This is a genomic window from Nonlabens sp. Ci31, from assembly GCF_012974865.1.
Taxonomy (GTDB): Bacteria; Bacteroidota; Bacteroidia; order Flavobacteriales; family Flavobacteriaceae; genus Nonlabens.
The window spans coordinates 1654356-1674257 of record NZ_CP043633.1 but is presented as its reverse complement, the minus strand read 5'-3'; the positions used below and the strand labels follow the sequence as shown (position 1 = coordinate 1674257).

General features: G+C 36.8%; 12 protein-coding genes and 1 riboswitch. Of the genes, 4 read left to right on the top strand and 8 right to left on the bottom strand.

Going from position 1 to position 19902, the window contains the following annotated elements; all coding sequences use genetic code 11:
- Positions 1-268: 268 nt before the first annotated feature.
- The gene (locus F0365_RS07370; protein ID WP_169933109.1) at positions 269-676 is read right to left on the bottom strand and encodes an RrF2 family transcriptional regulator; all 408 of its coding nucleotides are present in this window, start codon (positions 674-676) and stop codon (positions 269-271) included.
- A 109-nt stretch (positions 677-785) separates the two neighbouring features.
- Between F0365_RS07370 and F0365_RS07365 the strand changes: the two genes are divergently transcribed.
- Both F0365_RS07365 and F0365_RS07360 read left to right on the top strand, forming a co-directional pair.
- Positions 786-2012: a tail fiber domain-containing protein gene (locus tag F0365_RS07365; RefSeq protein ID WP_169933108.1), complete on the top strand. Its 1227-nt coding sequence runs from the start codon at positions 786-788 to the stop codon at positions 2010-2012.
- A gap of 205 nt (positions 2013-2217) precedes the next feature.
- Positions 2218-3423 carry a sensor histidine kinase gene (locus F0365_RS07360; protein WP_169933107.1) on the top strand — a complete coding sequence of 402 codons (1206 nt, stop codon included), beginning with the start codon at positions 2218-2220 and terminating at the stop codon, positions 3421-3423.
- 64 nt (positions 3424-3487) lie between these two features.
- Here F0365_RS07360 and F0365_RS07355 read toward each other — a convergent pair whose 3' ends face one another.
- The 3 genes from F0365_RS07355 to F0365_RS07345 are packed head-to-tail and all read right to left on the bottom strand — an operon-like array spanning position 3488 to position 6906.
- On the bottom strand, positions 3488-4573 hold the full coding sequence (locus F0365_RS07355; RefSeq protein ID WP_169933106.1) for an aspartate kinase: 1086 nt from the start codon (positions 4571-4573) through the stop codon (positions 3488-3490).
- 23 nt (positions 4574-4596) lie between these two features.
- On the bottom strand, positions 4597-5613 hold the full coding sequence (locus tag F0365_RS07350) for an alpha/beta fold hydrolase (RefSeq protein ID WP_169933105.1): 1017 nt from the start codon (positions 5611-5613) through the stop codon (positions 4597-4599).
- Positions 5614-6906, bottom strand: a complete 1293-nt coding sequence (locus tag F0365_RS07345; protein ID WP_169934794.1) for an O-acetylhomoserine aminocarboxypropyltransferase/cysteine synthase family protein — start codon at positions 6904-6906, stop codon at positions 5614-5616. It lies immediately after the preceding gene.
- Between the two features lie 288 nt (positions 6907-7194).
- Positions 7195-7316: riboswitch (SAM riboswitch) on the bottom strand.
- 734 nt (positions 7317-8050) lie between these two features.
- Here F0365_RS07345 and metK point away from each other — a divergent pair.
- Positions 8051-9307 carry a methionine adenosyltransferase gene (metK, locus tag F0365_RS07340; protein WP_169933104.1) on the top strand — a complete coding sequence of 419 codons (1257 nt, stop codon included), beginning with the start codon at positions 8051-8053 and terminating at the stop codon, positions 9305-9307.
- A 366-nt stretch (positions 9308-9673) separates the two neighbouring features.
- Here the strand turns inward: metK and F0365_RS07335 are convergent, their stop codons facing one another.
- From F0365_RS07335 to F0365_RS07320, 4 genes are all read right to left on the bottom strand, one after another.
- On the bottom strand, positions 9674-12133 hold the full coding sequence (locus F0365_RS07335) for a sodium-translocating pyrophosphatase (RefSeq protein WP_169933103.1): 2460 nt from the start codon (positions 12131-12133) through the stop codon (positions 9674-9676).
- Positions 12134-12388: 255 nt separating this feature from the next.
- Positions 12389-14704 (bottom strand): BspA family leucine-rich repeat surface protein, encoded by a 2316-nt coding sequence (locus F0365_RS07330; RefSeq protein ID WP_169933102.1) that lies wholly within the window; start codon positions 14702-14704, stop codon positions 12389-12391.
- 487 nt (positions 14705-15191) lie between these two features.
- Positions 15192-17654, bottom strand: coding sequence for a DUF5686 and carboxypeptidase-like regulatory domain-containing protein (locus tag F0365_RS07325; RefSeq protein ID WP_206071313.1), 2463 nt, complete (start codon positions 17652-17654; stop codon positions 15192-15194).
- Positions 17655-17897: 243 nt separating this feature from the next.
- A complete protein-coding gene (locus tag F0365_RS07320) occupies positions 17898-18878 on the bottom strand; it encodes a pyruvate dehydrogenase complex E1 component subunit beta (protein ID WP_169933101.1) in 981 nt (326 codons plus the stop codon).
- A gap of 280 nt (positions 18879-19158) precedes the next feature.
- On the opposite strand from F0365_RS07320, the gene F0365_RS07315 reads away from it, so the two are divergent.
- Positions 19159-19707 carry a hypothetical protein gene (locus tag F0365_RS07315; protein WP_169933100.1) on the top strand — a complete coding sequence of 183 codons (549 nt, stop codon included), beginning with the start codon at positions 19159-19161 and terminating at the stop codon, positions 19705-19707.
- The last annotated feature ends 195 nt before the right edge of the window (positions 19708-19902 follow it).

Genomic DNA, 19902 nt, shown 5'->3' with positions numbered 1-19902 from the left:
TTTTTTTCATAGGCAAGAAACGGCCTTGTCAAACCTATAGAGAATCAATAAAATCTTTGAGCAAATCACTAGGAAAAAGTTTTTAACTGTTCCTCTTTAGAAATAGGTAAGTCATTAATAATCTGATACCAGCCTTGCTTGTACGGAGTTTGCCGGTACTGATTTACCTGCACGGAGTACTTCGATAAACGTTGGATAAATTTATTAAAGTGTCAACCTAATACGAAAGAGAGATCGTTAAAAATGAAAATTAAGGCAGTATTTGAACTTAGAGCAAATCCTGTAAGGTTTGATTTTCTAAAATAGCAAGGGTATTATCCCTTACTTGAACCATAAGTCGGTTCACGGAGCAAGCGTCTTCATCCAAGCAGTCCTCACATTTTTCATAAAAATTAAGACTTACACAAGGAAGCATAGCAATAGGACCTTCTAAAATACGATGAACAGTAGACATTCTAATTTTTTCTGGGCTTTGCATTAAATAGTATCCACCGCCTTTTCCTTTACGACTACCCAAGATACTATTCTTACGCAGTTCTAAAAGAATGGCTTCTAGAAATTTATGAGGTATATTCTCAGCATCGGCAATAGTAGCAATCGCTGTAGGAGACTGGCTTTCCAGTTTTGCAAGGTAAGCAAGTGCTTTAATACCGTATTTCGTTTTTCTTGAGAGCATAACCAAATCTAATACTTTCTCCTCTTCTACACTATGTCTGGAATGGTAATCTTAACTTTTCATTCACATCTCGGCTTTTATTCTAAACGTAAATAGATAAAATAAACTTATGAAGTCCATTTTACTCAGCTTACTTTTTAGCACTACCCTATTTGCCCAGATAGGCATAGGAACATCAAATCCCTCTTCAAGTGCTATCCTAGAGGTTACTACCAGCACGCGAGATAAAGGAATCCTTATACCGCGTGTTGCTATAGAAGATTTAAATACCCAAGCCCCTATTACAGGAAACATGGAAGAGAGCCTTTTAGTGTATAATACGGATATGGCATCGGGCAAAGGCTTTTACTATTGGAACGGAATGATATGGCAACCCTTGACAAGTAATAACACATCCAATGGAGTTGATCCTTCATCTTTCTGGAAAACTACTGGTAACTCTAGTACTACTGCAGGAACCAACACCGGTGAAGATTTTTTGGGAACCCTTGATGATCAAGATCTGGTCATTGCAACAAACACCCAGGAACGTATGCGAGTTAAAACAAATGGAAATATAGGAATAGGAGAAAATAATGCTACTCAATTACTCCACATCTCTACAGCTGTAAATGGCCAAGGAATTAAAATACAACGTGGGTCAGACAACTTTGAAATCACTCAGAGCAACACTAATTTAAATTCCAACGCTTCTAATAATAATGGAACCTTTTCCTACTCCTTTTCTGGAGCTAATAAATTAATAATGGATAACAATCAGTTTTATCCAGCAGTAAACTCTACTGATAATACCAATTCAACAGGTTATGATTTAGGTATATTTAGTCGTCACTTTAGACGCGTGTATACTCAGGGAGTACATACTAATGACAATGATCCCGATGGCGGACTTAGAATAAATATAGGAAGTGGAGGAGGAACCACTGCAGATTATATGTTTAGCGATTTTGCTCATTTTCCTTTTTTGAACGGTGTAAAGGATCTAGGAAGAAATGGTAATTCTTGGAATAATTTTTATTTTCAAAATGCCTTTAGAACTTCTGATAGAAGGAAAAAGCAAAACATTGAACCATTACAACCAGGTTTAGAAGTGATCAATTCATTAAACACCTATCAGTACCATTATATAAACGATAAAGAAAACCAACTTCAATACGGTTTTATGGCTCAGGAGCTTCAGGGTCAGATTCCTTCTATAGTCGATGAAGGAAAAGACGATCAAAAATCTCTTGCAGTAGACTACGGACAAGTAATTCCTATACTTGTAAAAGCTGTTCAAGAGCAACAAGTTCAAATAGAGCTGTTAAAAGAGGAAATTAAAGCTTTAAAAAAATAAGATCACAAAGCTTCTTTGTATCCTTAAATTTCTATTTCAAAACGAGCTATTTATAATTTTAATGTTTTGATAACAAACATCCTTAATAACGACCTCTTATCGAAAACAATGCAGTCACCCAAAACTGCGGCAATAATTCTCCTTATATTTGAGAATGCTTCTAATTAAATAAGAAGTGGAGAGCTTATAAACCAACCCTTACTTAATGATTGCCCCTAAAGATCCTAAAAATGAAAAGGCTAGATTAAATGCTTTACAAAGTCTTCATATTCTAGATTCTCTTCCAGAACAGCAATATGACCACATCACAGAGCTTGCTTCCTATATATGCGGTACCCGCAATGCTGTTATTTCGCTTGTTGATGAAAATAGGCAGTGGTTCAAATCTAAGGTAGGAATTGCCGCTTGTGAAACCTCTAGAGAAGTCAGTTTTTGTGCTCATGCTATTCACAACCCAACAGAGCTTATGGAAATCTCTGATGCATCTAGTGACCTTAGGTTTAAAGACAACCCCTTAGTTCTCGATAAAGAAAACCCAGTCATCTTTTATGCTGGAGTACCCATATTAGACCCATCAGGACATGCATTAGGAACCTTATGCGTTATCGATGACCAACCTAAAAAGCTAGATGAAAAACAGAAGAAAGCTTTGCAACATTTAGCACAGCAAGTGCAGGAACTCCTCAAGCTTCATGTACTTAATAATGAACTTCAGGAATCTAGAAGTCATTTGAAAAAACATAATGAATTATTAAAAGATTTTGCCGGTACCGTTTCCCACGATATGAAAATGCCCCTAGCAAATCTTATTTTGACCTCAGATATTCTTAAAAAGAAATATTCAGAACTTTTTGATGATAATGGGAAAAAATATTTAGGCTATCTTAAAAAGTCTTCCCTATCCTTGAGTAATTATATCACTGACATCCTAGCGCATTATGAAAGTTCCTCTTACGATATGGACGACCGTAAAAGTTTTAATGTTAACGATCTTCTTGAAAACATCATCGAGCTTATCAATATCAAGCATGATTGTGAGATCAACCTGCCAGAATTTAATCATACGTTGCACTGCAATCGGGTGGCTCTAGAACAAATCTTTTTAAATTTAATAGGAAACAGTATTAAATACAACGATAAGGAAAAGGCCGTCATTGACCTGAGTATTTCCTTAGATACCACTCATTATATCTTTAAAATATCTGATAATGGTAGAGGAATTCCAAACGATAAACTAGAAACTATTTTTGACCTCTTTTCTACGGTAGGAGCATATGATCGTAACGGCCAAAAGGGACATGGAATAGGTCTTAGTACTGTAAAAAAACTAGTTTATAAATTAGGTGGAGAAATTTCAGTAGCATCTGAGCTAGGTTCATATACTACCTTCACTTTCAGTATTGCTCAATAAGTTTTAGGTTATAGTTCTGCTTTCGCGAAAACGAAACTAATACACCTCCCTTTCCTATTTGAACTTATCGAGCCACTAAAACCTCTTTAGTAGACTTACTCACTTTTATTATATCTGATAAAAGACCCCGAGCAGTAACCGCCTTTCCAGCGCCAGCTCCTTTGATCACTAAAGGATTTGTCGCATAGCTTTCTGAATAAATTTCAAAAAAGCCGTCGCTGCCTTTTAATTGGCCGGATGGACTTTCTTTTTTTACAGCTTTCAAAGAAACTTTAAGTTGTCTATTCACCACATCCAGCTCGCCTAGATGCCTCAGAACTTCTCCTTCTTCTAAAGCGTCCTTCTTTTTTTGTAAAACAGGATCTAAGCTTTTAACCTCATCTAAAAACTGATTTAAAGAGGCTGTTCTTAAGGATGGAATAACTAAATTTTCTATTTGAATATCGTCAAACTCTAGTTTTAAACCTGCCTCACGAGCAAGGACCAACAGTTTTCTAGCCACATCATTCCCAGAAAGATCTTCTCTAGGATCAGGCTCTGTATAGCCTTCTTTTAAAGCTTCTATTACGATCTCTGAAAAAGGTTTGTCTTCTTCACTAAAGCGATTAAAAATGTAGCTCAAAGAACCAGAGAAAACGCCATTTATAGCAAACAGTTGCTCGCCGCTACTGTACAAGTCTTTAACCGATTGAATAATAGGCAATCCTGCTCCCACGTTAGTTTCATATTCAAAGCCTAAGTTCTTTGTAATTAATAATGTCCGGATCAAATCGTAGAATTCTTGTGACAAAGTATTGGCAATTTTATTAGCAGTTACGATATTAAAATCATTTTCTAGCAGCACTGGATAGTACTGAGAAACCTCTTTACTTGCCGTTGCGTCTATGGCAATTTTAGTCGCATCATAAAGACTGGAAATCTTATAAAAACTATCTGCTTCTCGAGCTTCAGATAAATTGCCAAAGTTTTCTTTCCAGTTCTTTGAAATTCCGTCTAGATCCAATAATACTCGTTTTGAATTAGCAAGACCTACAATTCGTAGGTCTATACCGTGTTGTTGTTTAAAAAAGGAACGCGACTGGAGTACTTGATCAATCAGGGTACTCCCCACATTCCCGACTCCGAATATATATAAGTGTATGTTTTTCAAATTATTAAGTTTTGGATAGATCACTAAGCACTTTGCAGTGAACTGATATTATTACAAATGGTTTTTGAAGTTTTAGACAGTCGGTTTTGTAGGACCTCGCAAAGAATTTCCTTTACCTGATCGTGCTCGATTAGGAAGGCATCATGGCCATGGATGGAAGAAATTTCATGATAATTAACATCTCTTTCTTCTTTTAATAAACCATAAGTCCTGCGATCTTCATCAGCAACAAAAAACCCGTCCGTGTCTATAGCAACTAACTCAATGGCTGTTTGAGAAGGAGCGATAGTTGCGACTATATTTTCATCCCTATGATTGGCAGCATTGGCTGTACATAACAATTGGTTTAATAATCTATAAGCAGGTAATGAAAATCGCTTTTTTAATTCGACACCATGGAAATCCAACCATTCTTGCACCTTAAAAGCTGTATGATCTTTACTCCTTTTAAATTTATAGCGCAATCCTTGCGGTGATCTATAAAAAGTCATCGCGTGTTGTCTAGCCACTTCTACAGGTTTGCTCGATGTAGCAAGGATGGATTCTTGAATATGACAACAAGCTATGATCCAGTCGGTTGCTTTCCAGTCTGCTGCGATAGGCACGATAGTTCCAAATAATTCTGGTTGTTGCGCTAGCATTTCCCATAATAAGGCACCGCCTATACTTCCTCCTATTCCTAGGTCTATAAACGAGATGTTTAATGATTGTAGCGCTTTCGCGAAAGCGAAACCTACATCAAACAGCGTCCAATCTTGATAATTAAAGATCAAATGATCAATGTTTCCATCATAACCATTTCCTGGAATATCAAACGCGAGAACTGTAAATTGCAAGGTATCAATCACTTTTTTATCGCCTATTAGGTCCCCCCACCAGTCGGTCACAGAAGAATTCCCTGTAAGCGCATGATTGATCAGAATAATGGGCGCCGTATGCAACGCACGCCCAAAAACCTGATAAGAAACACTAATATCCTGCACTTTTCCCGACTTTAATTTAAAATCTAGAAGGTCGATATGTTTTAAATTAAGAGCCATCTATGCAAGGACTTTTTTATCGATTGAAGCAAAAGCCTGTTCTAAATCTGCAGTCAGATCAGTCAGATCTTCCAGACCTACAGACAGTCGGATCAAGTCTTTAGTAACTCCAGTAGTCAATTGATCTTCATCTTTTAATTGCTGGTGAGTCGTACTCGCTGGATGGATGATCAATGATTTGGTGTCTCCTATGTTAGCCAGTAATGAAAATACCTTTGCACTATCTACCACTTTCTTTGCAATTTCATAACCACCTTTTACGCCAAAAGTGACAATTCCGCTTTGCCCTTTAGGCAAATACTCTTTTGCTAGGTCGTGGTAATCGCTGGTTTCTAGACCAGGATAATTGACCCATTCTACTTCTTCTTTAGATTGTAACCATTTAGCTAGTTCCAATGCATTTTGAGAATGTCTATCCATGCGTAAAGGCAATGTTTCTAGTCCTTGGATAATTTGCCAAGCATTAAATGGAGAAATCGCTCCCCCTAGATCACGTAATCCTTCAATACGTACTTTAGCAATAAAAGCTGCTGCCTCCAGTGCTTCACTGTAGATTAATCCGTGATATCCTGCACTAGGTTCTGTAAATTCAGGGAACTTGCCATTGGTCCAATCAAAGGTTCCTGCATCGATAATAATACCACCGAGTGCCGTCCCATTGCCATTGATGTATTTAGTAAGTGAGTGGATCACGATATTTGCTCCATACTCTATTGGATTTAATAAATAAGGCGTTGCAACAGTATTATCTACGATCAAAGGAACACGAGCTGTTTTTGCCTGCGCGCTAATTTTTTTAAGATCGAGTACATCTAGTTTTGGATTCCCTAGGGACTCCACAAAAATGGCGCGGGTATTTTCTTGAATTGCATTTGTAAAGGCATCCTTATCATTAGGATTCACAAATGTGGTTGTAATTCCTAAACGAGGTAAGGTCACCAACAGCAAATTGAACGTACCTCCATATAGAGAATTGCTCGCAACGATATGATCGCCAGCACGTAAAAGCGTTAAGAGAGTTGTAGAAATTGCACTGGTTCCAGAAGCGGTTGCCACTGCGGCTATTCCTCCTTCTAGTGCAGCAAGACGTTGCTCGAGCACATCTACCGTCGGGTTGTTAATTCTGGTGTATATGTATCCGGGCTCAGCCAGTGCAAAAAGATTTGCAGCATGATCGCTGTTATGGAACACATAACTAGTGGATTGATACAATGGAACAGCTCTGGTGCCACCGTTGTTCTTTACATCATGACCTGCATGAAGTGCGTTTGTTGAAAATTTTTGAGACATAATAAGTTTCTTTTAAAAATTAAAAATGGAATCATTTTAACAATCGGATGGCGTAAAGAAAACGATGTTGCTTTTTTGTTTTATGAAGCTGTGAACAATTTACTTAACCGTCGCTATAGAAATTGAGAACAATAAAATAAAACGAGAAATGAACAAGTTTAAATGCGTCATATCCTTATTAAACTGATATAAAGCTCAAAACCAATTAGAAATACAGATTTAGTTCCCCGAATTCATCGGGAAATAAAAATCAAAAAAGAAACTTGTGGTAGTATAACCTACTATTTGTTTACATCATCTAGTCTCACAAAAGCTGTGAGCAGAAGTTAGCACCTTCTCTATTTATTGTCTAGATAAATAAAGGGTTGCTAAGGAGTCGATGGGTCTGATCCCTCGTCCTTTCTTGATAATTTCAATAAGGTTATGAACGTGAGTGTAAAGATTCAGAAAACTTTTTGTTATTTCCAAATTTTTAAGAGCTTTTTATCCTATTTGTTTTATAGGGTAATGGTGTACTTCTTTATACTTACTTGAATTTATGACAGTTAAATCTTTTTTTGGTTACTCATTCACCCTGATTTTGGCATAATTGTTCCTACAGATATGATGCATAAGTCTTGTTACTCACCTTAGATGTCGTAAAAGAGAAGACGAAAAATAGGTGTTTATGACATCTAATTAGGACTCCGATTCCTGAATAATGCTATTATTTTATCTAACTCCCTATCTCGTAGAGAACCTGTCTAACGATTTTTTTATCATCTACCTGTCTTAAATAAGCTTTCTGTTTCCTTAGGATATCATTTAAAGAACCGGTATAAATTACCATAATAAGGTCTGATTATGATGGTTGTTAATAATCCTATAACGCAGCTATTATTAAAGATTTACATGTATTACATTTGCAATTCAATAAAGAGGAAAGATTTGGCTGCTTGCGACCTCGTCCCGAGATTACATTCGAGACATAAAACGCTAAAACCGTGTACTGCGCAAAACAATACAGCCACCTTATCTTCTTGTAGTATTAATCACGCGAGGTTATACAATTCAAGCGATTTTAAAAAGTTGATCCTAAACTAAAAAGGTTGATCATCATAAAAAATAGTTTGTTTTTGTTTCGCTTTCGCGAAAGCGCAACTATAAAATGCCCTACTTATTTACATCAGAGTCCGTTAGTGAAGGACATCCAGACAAAGTTGCTGACCAGATCAGTGATGCTTTATTAGATAATTTTTTAGCCTTCGATCCCGAATCAAAGGTGGCTTGTGAAACCCTTGTAACTACTGGACAGGTAGTACTTGCAGGTGAAGTGAAATCTGACACCTATATAGACGCTGCGCAAATTGCTCGCGACGTGATCAATAAAATAGGCTACACCAAAGGAGCTTATAAGTTTTCTGGTGACTCTTGTGGAGTGATCTCATTGATACACGAGCAATCTCAAGACATCAATCAAGGAGTGGATCGCGCCACAAAAGAAGAGCAAGGTGCTGGAGATCAAGGTATGATGTTCGGTTATGCGACTAACGAGACAGAGAATTACATGCCCCTGGCGTTAGATATTTCTCATAAGATCCTTATTGAATTAGCAGCATTGCGTCGGGAGATGAAAGACATCACCTATTTGCGTCCTGATGCAAAATCACAGGTAACTATTGAGTATAGTGATGATAATGTACCCCAGCGCATCGAGGCAATTGTTATTTCTACACAACATGACGATTTTAATGATGATGACCATGCGATGCTGGCACAAATCAAAAAAGACCTTCTAGAGATTTTGATACCTCGTGTCAAAAAATTGCTTCCAGATTATGCTCAGAAATTGTTTAATGATGACATTACATACCACATCAACCCTACTGGTAAATTTGTAATCGGCGGTCCACACGGAGATACTGGGTTAACAGGTCGTAAGATTATTGTAGATACTTATGGTGGTAAAGGTGCTCACGGTGGTGGTGCTTTTTCTGGGAAAGATCCTTCAAAAGTAGATAGAAGTGCTGCCTATGCATCTCGTCATGTTGCTAAAAACTTAGTAGCTGCCGGCCTTGCTACAGAAGTATTGGTCCAGGTTTCTTATGCGATAGGTGTGGTAAAGCCTACTTCTATCAACGTATATACTTATGGAACTGCAACAGTAAATCTTACCGATGGAGAGATTTCTAGAAAAGTTGCTGAAATATTTGACATGCGTCCCGCGGCAATAGAATCTCGCTTGAAATTAAGAAATCCCATTTATTCTGAAACAGCTGCTTATGGTCATATGGGTAGAACGCCAAGAATAGAAAAATTAGTGTTTGAATCTCCGTATAACGGAAGAGTAGAACGTGAAGTAGAATTATTTACTTGGGAGAAGTTGGATTATGTAGATGTAGTAAAAAAAGCATTTTCACTTTAGTATTAGGTACTAATACTATTTTAAATCCCTTTGAAAACAAGTTTTAAAGGGGTTTTCTCTGTTTTTTTTTAATTCATTTTTTACTCTTAGTAAGCCGTGAACAACCATTAGCTGACGGCATTATGCATTCCTCTCTTTCGGCAAAGCAGAGGTCGAGAAGTCGTCGGATTCAAGAAGGGAAAAATCTCAATTTCTAGCTCTGGAGCATAGATCATAAAACTTTCTAATTACCGTCGTGCATTCCTCTCGTAAGAACTCGTCAGATGCAAGAAGGGACGATAAGGGATAGGTGTTGTGCCCTATTAAAATTAAAAATCCCATTGCGCCTATAGCGCAATGGGATTTTAATTTTAAACAGTAGTTGTTCTATTTGAAGTTACCCACTTCCTTATCCATTTTTGCGATTTGAGCATCAACTTCTTCTTTTGTACCACTTAAATTATGAGTCTTGCTCACTGTTGCGCCATTCACTTTTTTCTTGATAGTAACCTTTGCTGTTACCATACCAGTTGCTTCGTCCACTGATTTTTGAATATTTACGTCTTTTAAATTGGTCACCTCATCAATATTCACAGCAACTTGCTGAACTACTGGAGTAGGTGTTGATAATCCCGCTTGTCCTTCTTCTGTATGTCCTCCTAAAATAGGAGCTATAACAAGACCGATTAAACAAGTCAATTTAATCAAGATATTCATAGATGGACCAGAAGTATCTTTAAATGGATCTCCTACGGTATCCCCAGTTACAGCTGCTTTATGAGCGTCAGAACCTTTGTAAGTCATCTCCCCATTGATTTCTACACCTGCTTCAAAAGATTTCTTAGCATTATCCCAAGCGCCACCAGCGTTGTTTTGAAAGATTGCCCAAAGAACACCACTTACAGTAACTCCAGCCATGTATCCACCTAACATCTCTGCAATCGCTAGATGATCCATACCAAAAATCATCGGTACAAAAGCAATTACCAATGGAAAACCAATGGTCAATAAACCTGGCAACATCATTTCCTTCAGAGAAGCCTTTGTAGAAATGTCTACACACTTATCGTATTCAGGTTTACCAGTTCCTTCCATAATTCCAGGAATTTCTCTAAACTGACGTCTGACTTCTTCCACCATTTCCATGGCTGCTTTTCCTACCGCATTCATGGCAAGCGCACTAAATACTACAGGAACCATTGCTCCTACAAATAACATCGCAAGAACTGGTGCCTTAAAAATATTAATTCCTTCTATTCCTGTAAAGGTGACGTAAGCTGCAAATAAAGCCAGCGAAGTCAATGCTGCCGAAGCAATTGCAAATCCTTTACCTGTCGCTGCCGTTGTATTTCCTACAGCATCAAGAATATCAGTGCGTTCTCGCACAATAGGTTCTTGTTCGCTCATCTCTGCGATGCCACCAGCATTGTCTGCTATAGGACCGAATGCATCAATGGCTAACTGCATTGCTGTAGTTGCCATCATGGCACTTGCTGCAAGAGCTACCCCATAGAAACCTGCAAAAGCATAAGAGGCCCAGATCGCTCCAGCAAATAACAATACCGATGGAAACGTTGATATCATACCAGTCGCAAGACCAGCAATAATATTTGTTCCTGCACCTGTAGAAGATTGTTGTACAATTTTAAGAGTAGGCTTTTTACCTAATCCAGTATAATATTCTGTTACAGATGATATCACTGCTCCTACTACGAGCCCCACTAGAGTGGCATAAAATACATTCATTCTAGAAACCAACATGGGTATTTCATTGCCATTTGCATCTAGATTTTCTCCAAAAAACTTCATCTGCATCGTTTCTGGAAGCATCCACATACAAAGTCCGTAGCAAGCCACTGCCACTAAAACTATGGCAGTCCAGTTACCGATGTTTAAGGCACCCATTACTTGAGCTTCTTTTGCATCCTTATTTTTTAATCGCACCAACATCATTCCTATCATAGAAATAATAATACCTACACCAGCAATGGACATAGGTAAAAGAATAGGTCCTATACCGCCAAAGCCTTCATTGACGATGTTGCCACCCATATCTTTTATCACGTAGTTTCCAAGAACCATGGCAGCGAGAATTGTCGCTACATAAGAACCGAATAAATCTGCTCCCATTCCTGCAACATCACCTACATTATCGCCTACATTATCTGCAATAGTTGCTGGATTACGTGGATCATCTTCAGGGATTCCTGCTTCTACTTTCCCTACAAGGTCAGCACCTACGTCAGCTGCTTTGGTATAAATTCCACCACCTACTCGAGCAAAAAGCGCAATAGACTCTGCGCCAAGAGAGAATCCGGCAAGTGTTTCAAGTACAATAGTCATTGTTTCTGTATTAGTCCATTGACCACCCATAAAGAAATGATAGAACAGTAAAAAGAATCCTGTTAAACCTAAAACAGCAAGACCAGCAACGCCTAATCCCATCACCATTCCTCCACCGAAGGAAACTTCTAAGGCTTTGGGCAAACTTGTACGAGCTGCTTGTGTGGTTCTCACATTAGTTTTGGTGGCTATTTTCATTCCTATATTTCCTGCGTAAGCAGAGAATACTGCTCCGCAAATAAATGCGATAACAATCATCCAGTGCGTAGAAGGAACAAAAAGAGATACTACAAATAACAGAACACTTACCACTACCACAAAAATGGCGAGTAGTTTGTACTCTGCTTTTAGGAAAGCGAGTGCCCCTTCATAAATGTGATCTGAAATTTCTTTCATTTTACCGTCGCCGGCATCCTGTTTCATCACCCAGGATTTTTTAATGAGCATATAAACAAGCCCTAAAACTGCCAAAACAATTGGCAAATAAATCATATACATTTCCATAGAATAATTGATGTTTGGTTATAAAATCTCGCTAATGTAATAAAATAATGTTAAGAAAACGATTGCGATATTTCGAATCGAATAAATGGGCGCAAGGGATGCTGTCAATCCAACAAATATCATAACAATAAACTGCGATTTGAATAATTATAAGTCTGATTAAAAATTGATGTGATTCCGCTTTCGCGAAAGCGGAAACCAAAAAACCCATCTACATACCGTAAATGGGTTTTTAAGATTCTATAATTTAGAGAACTACTCTTTAATCATTTTTACAACAAAACTGCCTTGATCACCTCTTAGCTCAACAAAGTACAATCCAGAAACCAAATTGTTTACTTGTATATGATGACTTAAACTTGGGCTCTCCAGTTTTTGTTCAGAAACTACAGCTCCTAAAGTATTATAAATGGTGTACTGATGGAACTCTAGGTTGCTTTTTACACTTATTGAGTTTTGAGCTGGATTAGGAAACAGACTTGCTTGAAATAAATTACTCTCATTTAAACTTAATGGAACAGCAACTGCTGTCGTTTCTAGATTGGTAATAATCGGAAAGTTAAAGTCAAAATAAATCTCTGCTTGATTGGAGAAGTCATCTCCTAAAACCAGCGTATCTAACGTTTTAATTTTAAACAACACATAACCTTGACTGGCTGGTGCGGTGAATGGCAAGTTAATATTATCAAACAAAAACTCTACTTTATTGCCTTCAGTAATTGTAGCCAAATAATCATGGCTACCGCTCAATGGAGTTAAAGTAGCGATATCAAATTTAGAAGTATCAATATAATCTACTATTCTTACGTTTACAGCACTTGCCGTTCCTTCATTCTCAAAACGAATTCTATAATGCACGTATTCTCCTACCATAGTTGGTAAAATTGTCTCCCCTTGTAAACAGGATTTATCATTAGGGTCAAAAGAATTGACAACGATTTGTTCTAAACTGAATATAGCATCTGAAGGTGTGTTATTAGGAATGTTATGACTCAATCTCGCTTCAAAATCCAAAACATCATTTATATTTAAAGGGTATACTAAGTCTGTAGGAGTATTTAAATTTAAATTCAATTCGATTTCTTGAGTTTCAAAAGGATTCAAATTAGAAAAGTCCCATGTTAACTTTCTAAAAAGAATTGCATTAGGTGCAGGGTTTGCTGACATAAAGTCTAGATAATTATCTTCAAAATCTAATTCAATCGTTCCTGAAAAAGTTATTGTACCTGTATTTGTGTAAATCAGTTTATAAGAAGCATCAAAACCAGGACGGGCATCATTAACAGGTAAAATAGTTAAATCGACCGCATCAAAATCTAATGGTGTACTAATACAAAAATCTTGTGTGATTAGTCCATTAGATGTAATATTTACATTAGCAGAAGTTGGACTAACATTAAAACGCTGTGAGTCTATCAAAGGGGTAACTGTATAAATACCGGGTCTTAAATTTGAGTTGTAAATTCCATTTTGGGTATAAAAATCGTAGAAATCAGTTGCATTAGAAACTCTTATGGCTAAACCATTTGCTTCAAAGTCTGATGCAGAACAACCATTTGAGTCATGGTCAAATTTAACAGAACCTGTTAAAGTTTGGTCAGTGCAGTTGATTGCTTCTGAATCATTAAGTATGGTCCAACCTCGATTTATAAGTTGGTTTCTTGAGAAGCTATCGCAATATTCCAGATAAGTAAGCCCTAAATCAACATTATCAACCTGAATCTCTACAAATTTACGTAGTAATGCATCGTAGTTATAAACATCTAAGCCGCTGTTATGGATAAAATTTCTGATATTACTATTCTGATTAAAATCCCATGAAGAAAGATCCTGATTAAAACTTGATGCTCCAAAAAAGAGGTAAGACAACCAAGTAATGTTTGATACATCCCATGAATGTAATGGTTGATTAAAGTTATTTGCACCTGTAAACATGCCACTAAGTGTTCTTGCTCCACTAACGTCCCACGAATTTAAGGGCTGGTTAAATAATCTTGCAGATTGAAACATATCGTTCATTTCACTTACACTAGAGACATCCCAACTTGATATATCAGAATTAAAAGAATAAGCACCCTTGAACATCTCTGTCATATCGATAACATTAGATACATCCCAATTTGATATGTCTGAATCAAAATTTATAGCGAAACGGAACATAAACGACATATTTGTAACTTGAGATAAATCAGGAACATCTAATGCATTAATCGATAAATTCTGACAGTATTCAAAAGCATTTCTCATGGTCTGAAAAATTGAATTACCCCATTGTGTGATAGATATAGGATCATTTAAATAAAATTCAAAAGAGTCTAACGGACCATTTACTATAACTGTGTAAACTCCATTACTTGCAAATGAATGTGCAGCAGACTGGTTACTTCCACTTGTATAGTTTGTCTGTTGACCATCGCCCCAATCAATGGAAATATTATTTGAAGTACTGAAATTGAACCTATAATTCGCAGAAGATCTAATAGTGAGATCAACGGTAAAAACAAAATCATCAGCTGTCTGCGCACTTGCAAACAAACCAAAAAACAAAAGTGCAAGCGTAAAAAGCCTCATAAATAAAATTTTTGCTAAAATAGTTGAATGTTGTTGTTAATTCCTACAAAATAAAGGTTTTATATAGTCTTGTTTATAATTTTGCGCTGCGCTGCGTCAGGATGAACTTCCATTTTTTTTGTAAAAAATCATGAAGGAACACAATTTCTAGGTACAGCCATATCAACCAAACATGCCAAGACCAAAACTTGGGATGTTGGTTTCTGAAATAATTTTGATAAAGGTAACTGAGTTTCGACATGCCAACTATTTGTGTTGGCATCGTCTGGAACTAATCGAAATGCTAGATTTAGACTATAAAAAATAGCTATAAGGAAGTAAATGGGTTTTTAAGATAACTTCCAGCCGATACCGCTCTACAGCGGTATGACCATAAAGGAATCAGTTAAAAGCTATAGAAATAGATTCCAACAGATCCCTGATAAATTTGGAACCAGCTAGTTCTTAAAGTAATGGTTTATAAGCCAAATTTTCTGGGATGATCATCCTAAAAGAAAAACCCAAAACTACCCGTAACAGAAATCTGTCGCGCATCTGGCAAATAATTGTAACCACCTCTAAAATTCACATCTAGTCGCAACACCTTAAAAATATTTCCGATACCTGCGCTGTACTCCCAGAAAATATCTTCTGGAGCTAAGTAATTAAGACCACTTGCGTTTAATGCTATATTCTTATCGCTTATGCGACCGTAAGCGGCTTTTATCCCTACCAGTTCCCGTAAATTCAAATCTCTTAAACCAGGAATACGGGAAAAAAGACGTCCATTAAAATTGTGATTTAAATTCACCATAAGGTATTCGTCTGTTACAAACTCGTAGAAATTCATCGTATTAAAGGAGCCGGGGATATTGAAATAAGTCTGGTTTCCTGGAATGACATCCAGTAATGCTAGGGGCACTTCTCCAAAAGTTTTCCCTGCTTCAATACGAGCGGTTAACCTACCAAAAACACCTATCTGAAAAGGATGACTGTAATAAAACTGTGCTTTATCATAATCAAAGTTACTACTCAAAAGATCCTTAAAACCTCTGGCATAATTCAAGAAAAGCACGGGATAATCACCCTCATTAATGATCGTGCGGTCCACGCCATAGTTTGTGGTCTTGCGACCTGGTTTATACGTAACAGAAAGATCTACCTCAGCTTGATTTGTTTCAGAACGTATTCCTCCCGGTGCCGTTGCATCAAAATAATCCAGACTGAAAAAACCTGGATTTGCCGTTTCTATCTTTCTGTAACTGGCTCCCAATCTAAATTCTAGATTGTACAAAGGCTCAAAACTTACCGCTGCTACTCCTAGTTTGATTTTGGAAAGCCTACCGTTGTTTCCTGCACTGACTAAAGCGCTAGATGCGAGACTACGTCCTAGAACATCATTTGTTCTGGTAAGACTGGCAGCGAGTTGTTCTACATCATCACGATAACCAGCGCTTACTATCAGTCTGCTTTGCTTATCTAATAAGTATTTACCTCCTATTCCAAATTTGAACTGTTGGTCTCTAAATCCATAAGCTCCATAACCCTCTATTCTCCAAGGATCATTTGCGTCAAAGTAAGTTCTTCCACCAGCGCGCAAACGTATCCCTTCTACATCATTAAATCCGAAAGTGGAAAAAATAGGACCAAAGTCAAAGCCATCAAACTCATAATATCCAGATGCGAGAACCGTACCTATATTATAAAGACGCTTGAACTTCTTGTTCTTTTTAAGCGTATCCAGCATCGTGTAGACTTGCTTCTCATCTTTATTGAGTTTTTCTAATCTGTTTTTGTCCCAGTATGCCTCATCTCTATCATAGATTTCTGGATGGTAATCATTTACTCTACGCCTGTAAAAATCCGGTTCTTTTTCAATGTCAAATTGATAATTGTCAAATAAGGTGGTGCGTTTTCCATAGATACCTTTGGATTTTTCCTTTTTATTCAAAGCAAAATCACTTAAAAAGTAATCGCGAGTAATTAAAAACAAGCTATCGTTTAAGACATCATATTCTTGCTCGATATAGATTTCTTTGACCCAGTTGATGTTGGCACTTTTAGTCGCCTGCATGTTGATTTCTTTGATCGCATAGGATTCTGTGGCCACCCAAAAATCTCCTTTAAAGGTGAGCTCGCCTTTACGACGAGGGTAATAGACAATGTTGTACGCCTCTACTCCATCAACAATAGCAGTATCCCTCAATACATAGTTATAGGTGTCGATACCGCTTTTACCTACTGGACTGGTAAAACTCTTATCAAAGAATTTTAAATAACGATCATACACATCAATATCATTATACAAGTCTTTTACAAAAGCAATCAACGTCTGGTTATTGGAGAAGCCAGAGTTTTTATTAGCATTTACATCGTCTAACTCTTTGTTGATTTCATTATCTCCATAAACCGTAGAAAGGGATTCATTGATAAAAATAGGCAAATAGGTTTTACCTGTAATCCTGCTGGTATCAGCATAATTAAAAACAAACTCCATCCCCCTAAATAACTTGGATTTAATCATAGAACTGTCTATGGTATTCATGTCAAATTCCAGCTTTTCATATTTATCGTACTGATATTGTTTGAATTGAGAAAGCCCATTTTTACGTCTGTTTTCCCATACTTTACGTAGGATATCGATCGCAGGATTATTTTTCTTAGAAGTTTTACCCGCATAGACCATTACAGCATCTAATTCTGCCGTATCAGTTTGCAAGGTAATTTTCAGGTCCAGGTTTATCTTGACATCCAATTTAAGGATTTGTGTTTTATACCCTACAAATGAGAATTCCACCTCCTGGTATGTATTCTCAGACTGTATGTAAAACCTACCGTTATCATTAGAGATGGTTCCTTCACTAGAACCTGGAAAGATTACGTTTGCAAAAGGTACCGTAGCTCCAAATTCGTCATAGATCACGCCACCTACTTTAGTCTGTGCAATACTAGTCAAGGTGAAAATTAGCATCCCTATACATAAGATTCGTTTATATACCGCTTTCCTTTTTTTTCCTAAATGGCAATTCATCCTAAGGCAGCTCAAGGCTAAATCGTCATTATTTAAATCATTTTTCATAAGCAGACTAAAGATCAAAAGTAAAACTACTATCGTTAGGGTGAGGTGTTTAATTTATAAAAAGTATTGTTGACCTTTTAAAACAGAAAAAACCCATTTCATACGAAATGGGTTCAAATTATATGCATAAAGAAACTACTTCTTGTACATCACTTTCTTCACGCCTTCTACCACATCTTTATGGTTAGGCAACCATTCTGCAAATAATACTGGAGAATAAGGTGCTGGAGTATCTTGAGTGTTGATCCTATATATAGGAGCATCTAGATAATCAAATGCCTCTGCTTGTACCATATGAGAAATCTCCGTAGACACATTACCAAATGGCCATGCCTCTTCAAGAATAACCAATCGATTTGTTTTCTTAACTGATTTCAAGATTGCTTCCTTATCATAAGGACGTACAGTTCTTAAATCGATAATTTCACAAGAAATGCCTTCTTTTTCTAATTCGTCTGCTGCTTTATAAGCTTCTTTGATAATTTTTCCAAAAGAAACGATAGTCACATCAGTTCCCTCTCTCTTTATCTCTGCAACACCTATAGGCAACACATACTCACCTTCCGGCACTTCACCTTTATCACCATACATTTGCTCAGACTCCATAAAAATAACTGGATCGTCATCACGTATTGCGGCTTTAAGAAGCCCTTTTGCATCATAAGGATTTGAAGGTACGATTACTTTAAGGCCAGGAGTGTTTGCAAACCAGTTTTCAAAAGCTTGTGAGTGCGTTGCTCCCAGCTGCCCTGCACTTGCTGTAGGACCACGGAAAACGATAGGACAGTTAAATTGTCCACCAGACATCTGGCGTATTTTTGCAGCGTTGTTGATGATCTGGTCAATACCAACTAATGAGAAGTTGAACGTCATGTACTCTACGATAGGACGGTTTCCTGTCATCGTAGAACCTATAGCTACTCCTGCAAAACCAAGCTCAGAAATAGGGGTGTCAATAACTCTTTTGGCACCGAACTCGTCTAGCATTCCTTTGGAAGCTTTATAAGCCCCATTATATTCTGCAACCTCTTCACCCATTAAATAGATGGTCTCGTCGCGTCTCATTTCTTCACTCATCGCTTCGCAAATTGCCTCGCGGAATTGTATTGTCTTCATATATTAGGATATGATGTTATCGTATTTTAAAAGAAAACAAAAATAACTTACATAATCTTAGGATGCGATAATTTTAGGCTAAAAAATCTCTTATTTACCTACTATTATTATACAAAGGACTAAAACCATTATCTGATTGTGGTTTTTACAGGACTCTTTGTGGCTTTTGAAAAGACAGTTGTCTGACTTTTAATATGAGATTCTAAATAAATATTAAAATTCTTTGTAAAGTTAATATGTATGTATATTTAATTGATAATCAATTAAAAACATTGCGACAATGAAAAAATTATTTGTTTATTTCGCCATTGTTATCTCAGCAGTTGTCATGACGACATCATGTACAACAGATAAAAATGAATCTGATGAAAACAACACCGTCATCAAAACAAAATCTAATGCTCCAGAAAATGCGTTTGGAACTTTTAACGGTAAAAATTATGTAATTTTTGAGGAATCAAAATTAATTGTAGCCGTAAATGAGTATATAAATGAAAATCAAGAATTCAAATCTAAAGTTCCATCATTAAGCTTTGAATATGTAAACTTAGGAGAAACAGATCAACAAGCACTTCATCTCGTTGCTGAGGATTTTGAGAATATGAGCAAAACTGCATTTATCGTTGATGTTGAGAAAGGATTTATGTCTTTTTCTACAAAGTCATCAGGTCTTACATACACAGGCTGTACTAAAGGATGTAGTCCTAGAAGAGAAGAAAATGGCGATGGATATTGTACGAATTGTGGACCATACGAATCTGGATGTGCAAAAACTGAAACGGAAAAAAGTATTACACCGGTAATTAAAGACAAAACAAAAAAGGTCTAAACTTATTAATTTTAACCACTGGGATAGTTTTCAGTGGTTTTTTTTATTTTTAGAAGTAAGGTTAACATCAGTGAGAGGTAACATTTTAACCAAGCATTTTAGGCTAAAAAACATCTCATTCACCTATAATTATCATAAAATCTGGCGACATTAAGACTGTAGCAGTATATTTAACCATACTTCAAGTGATTCTAA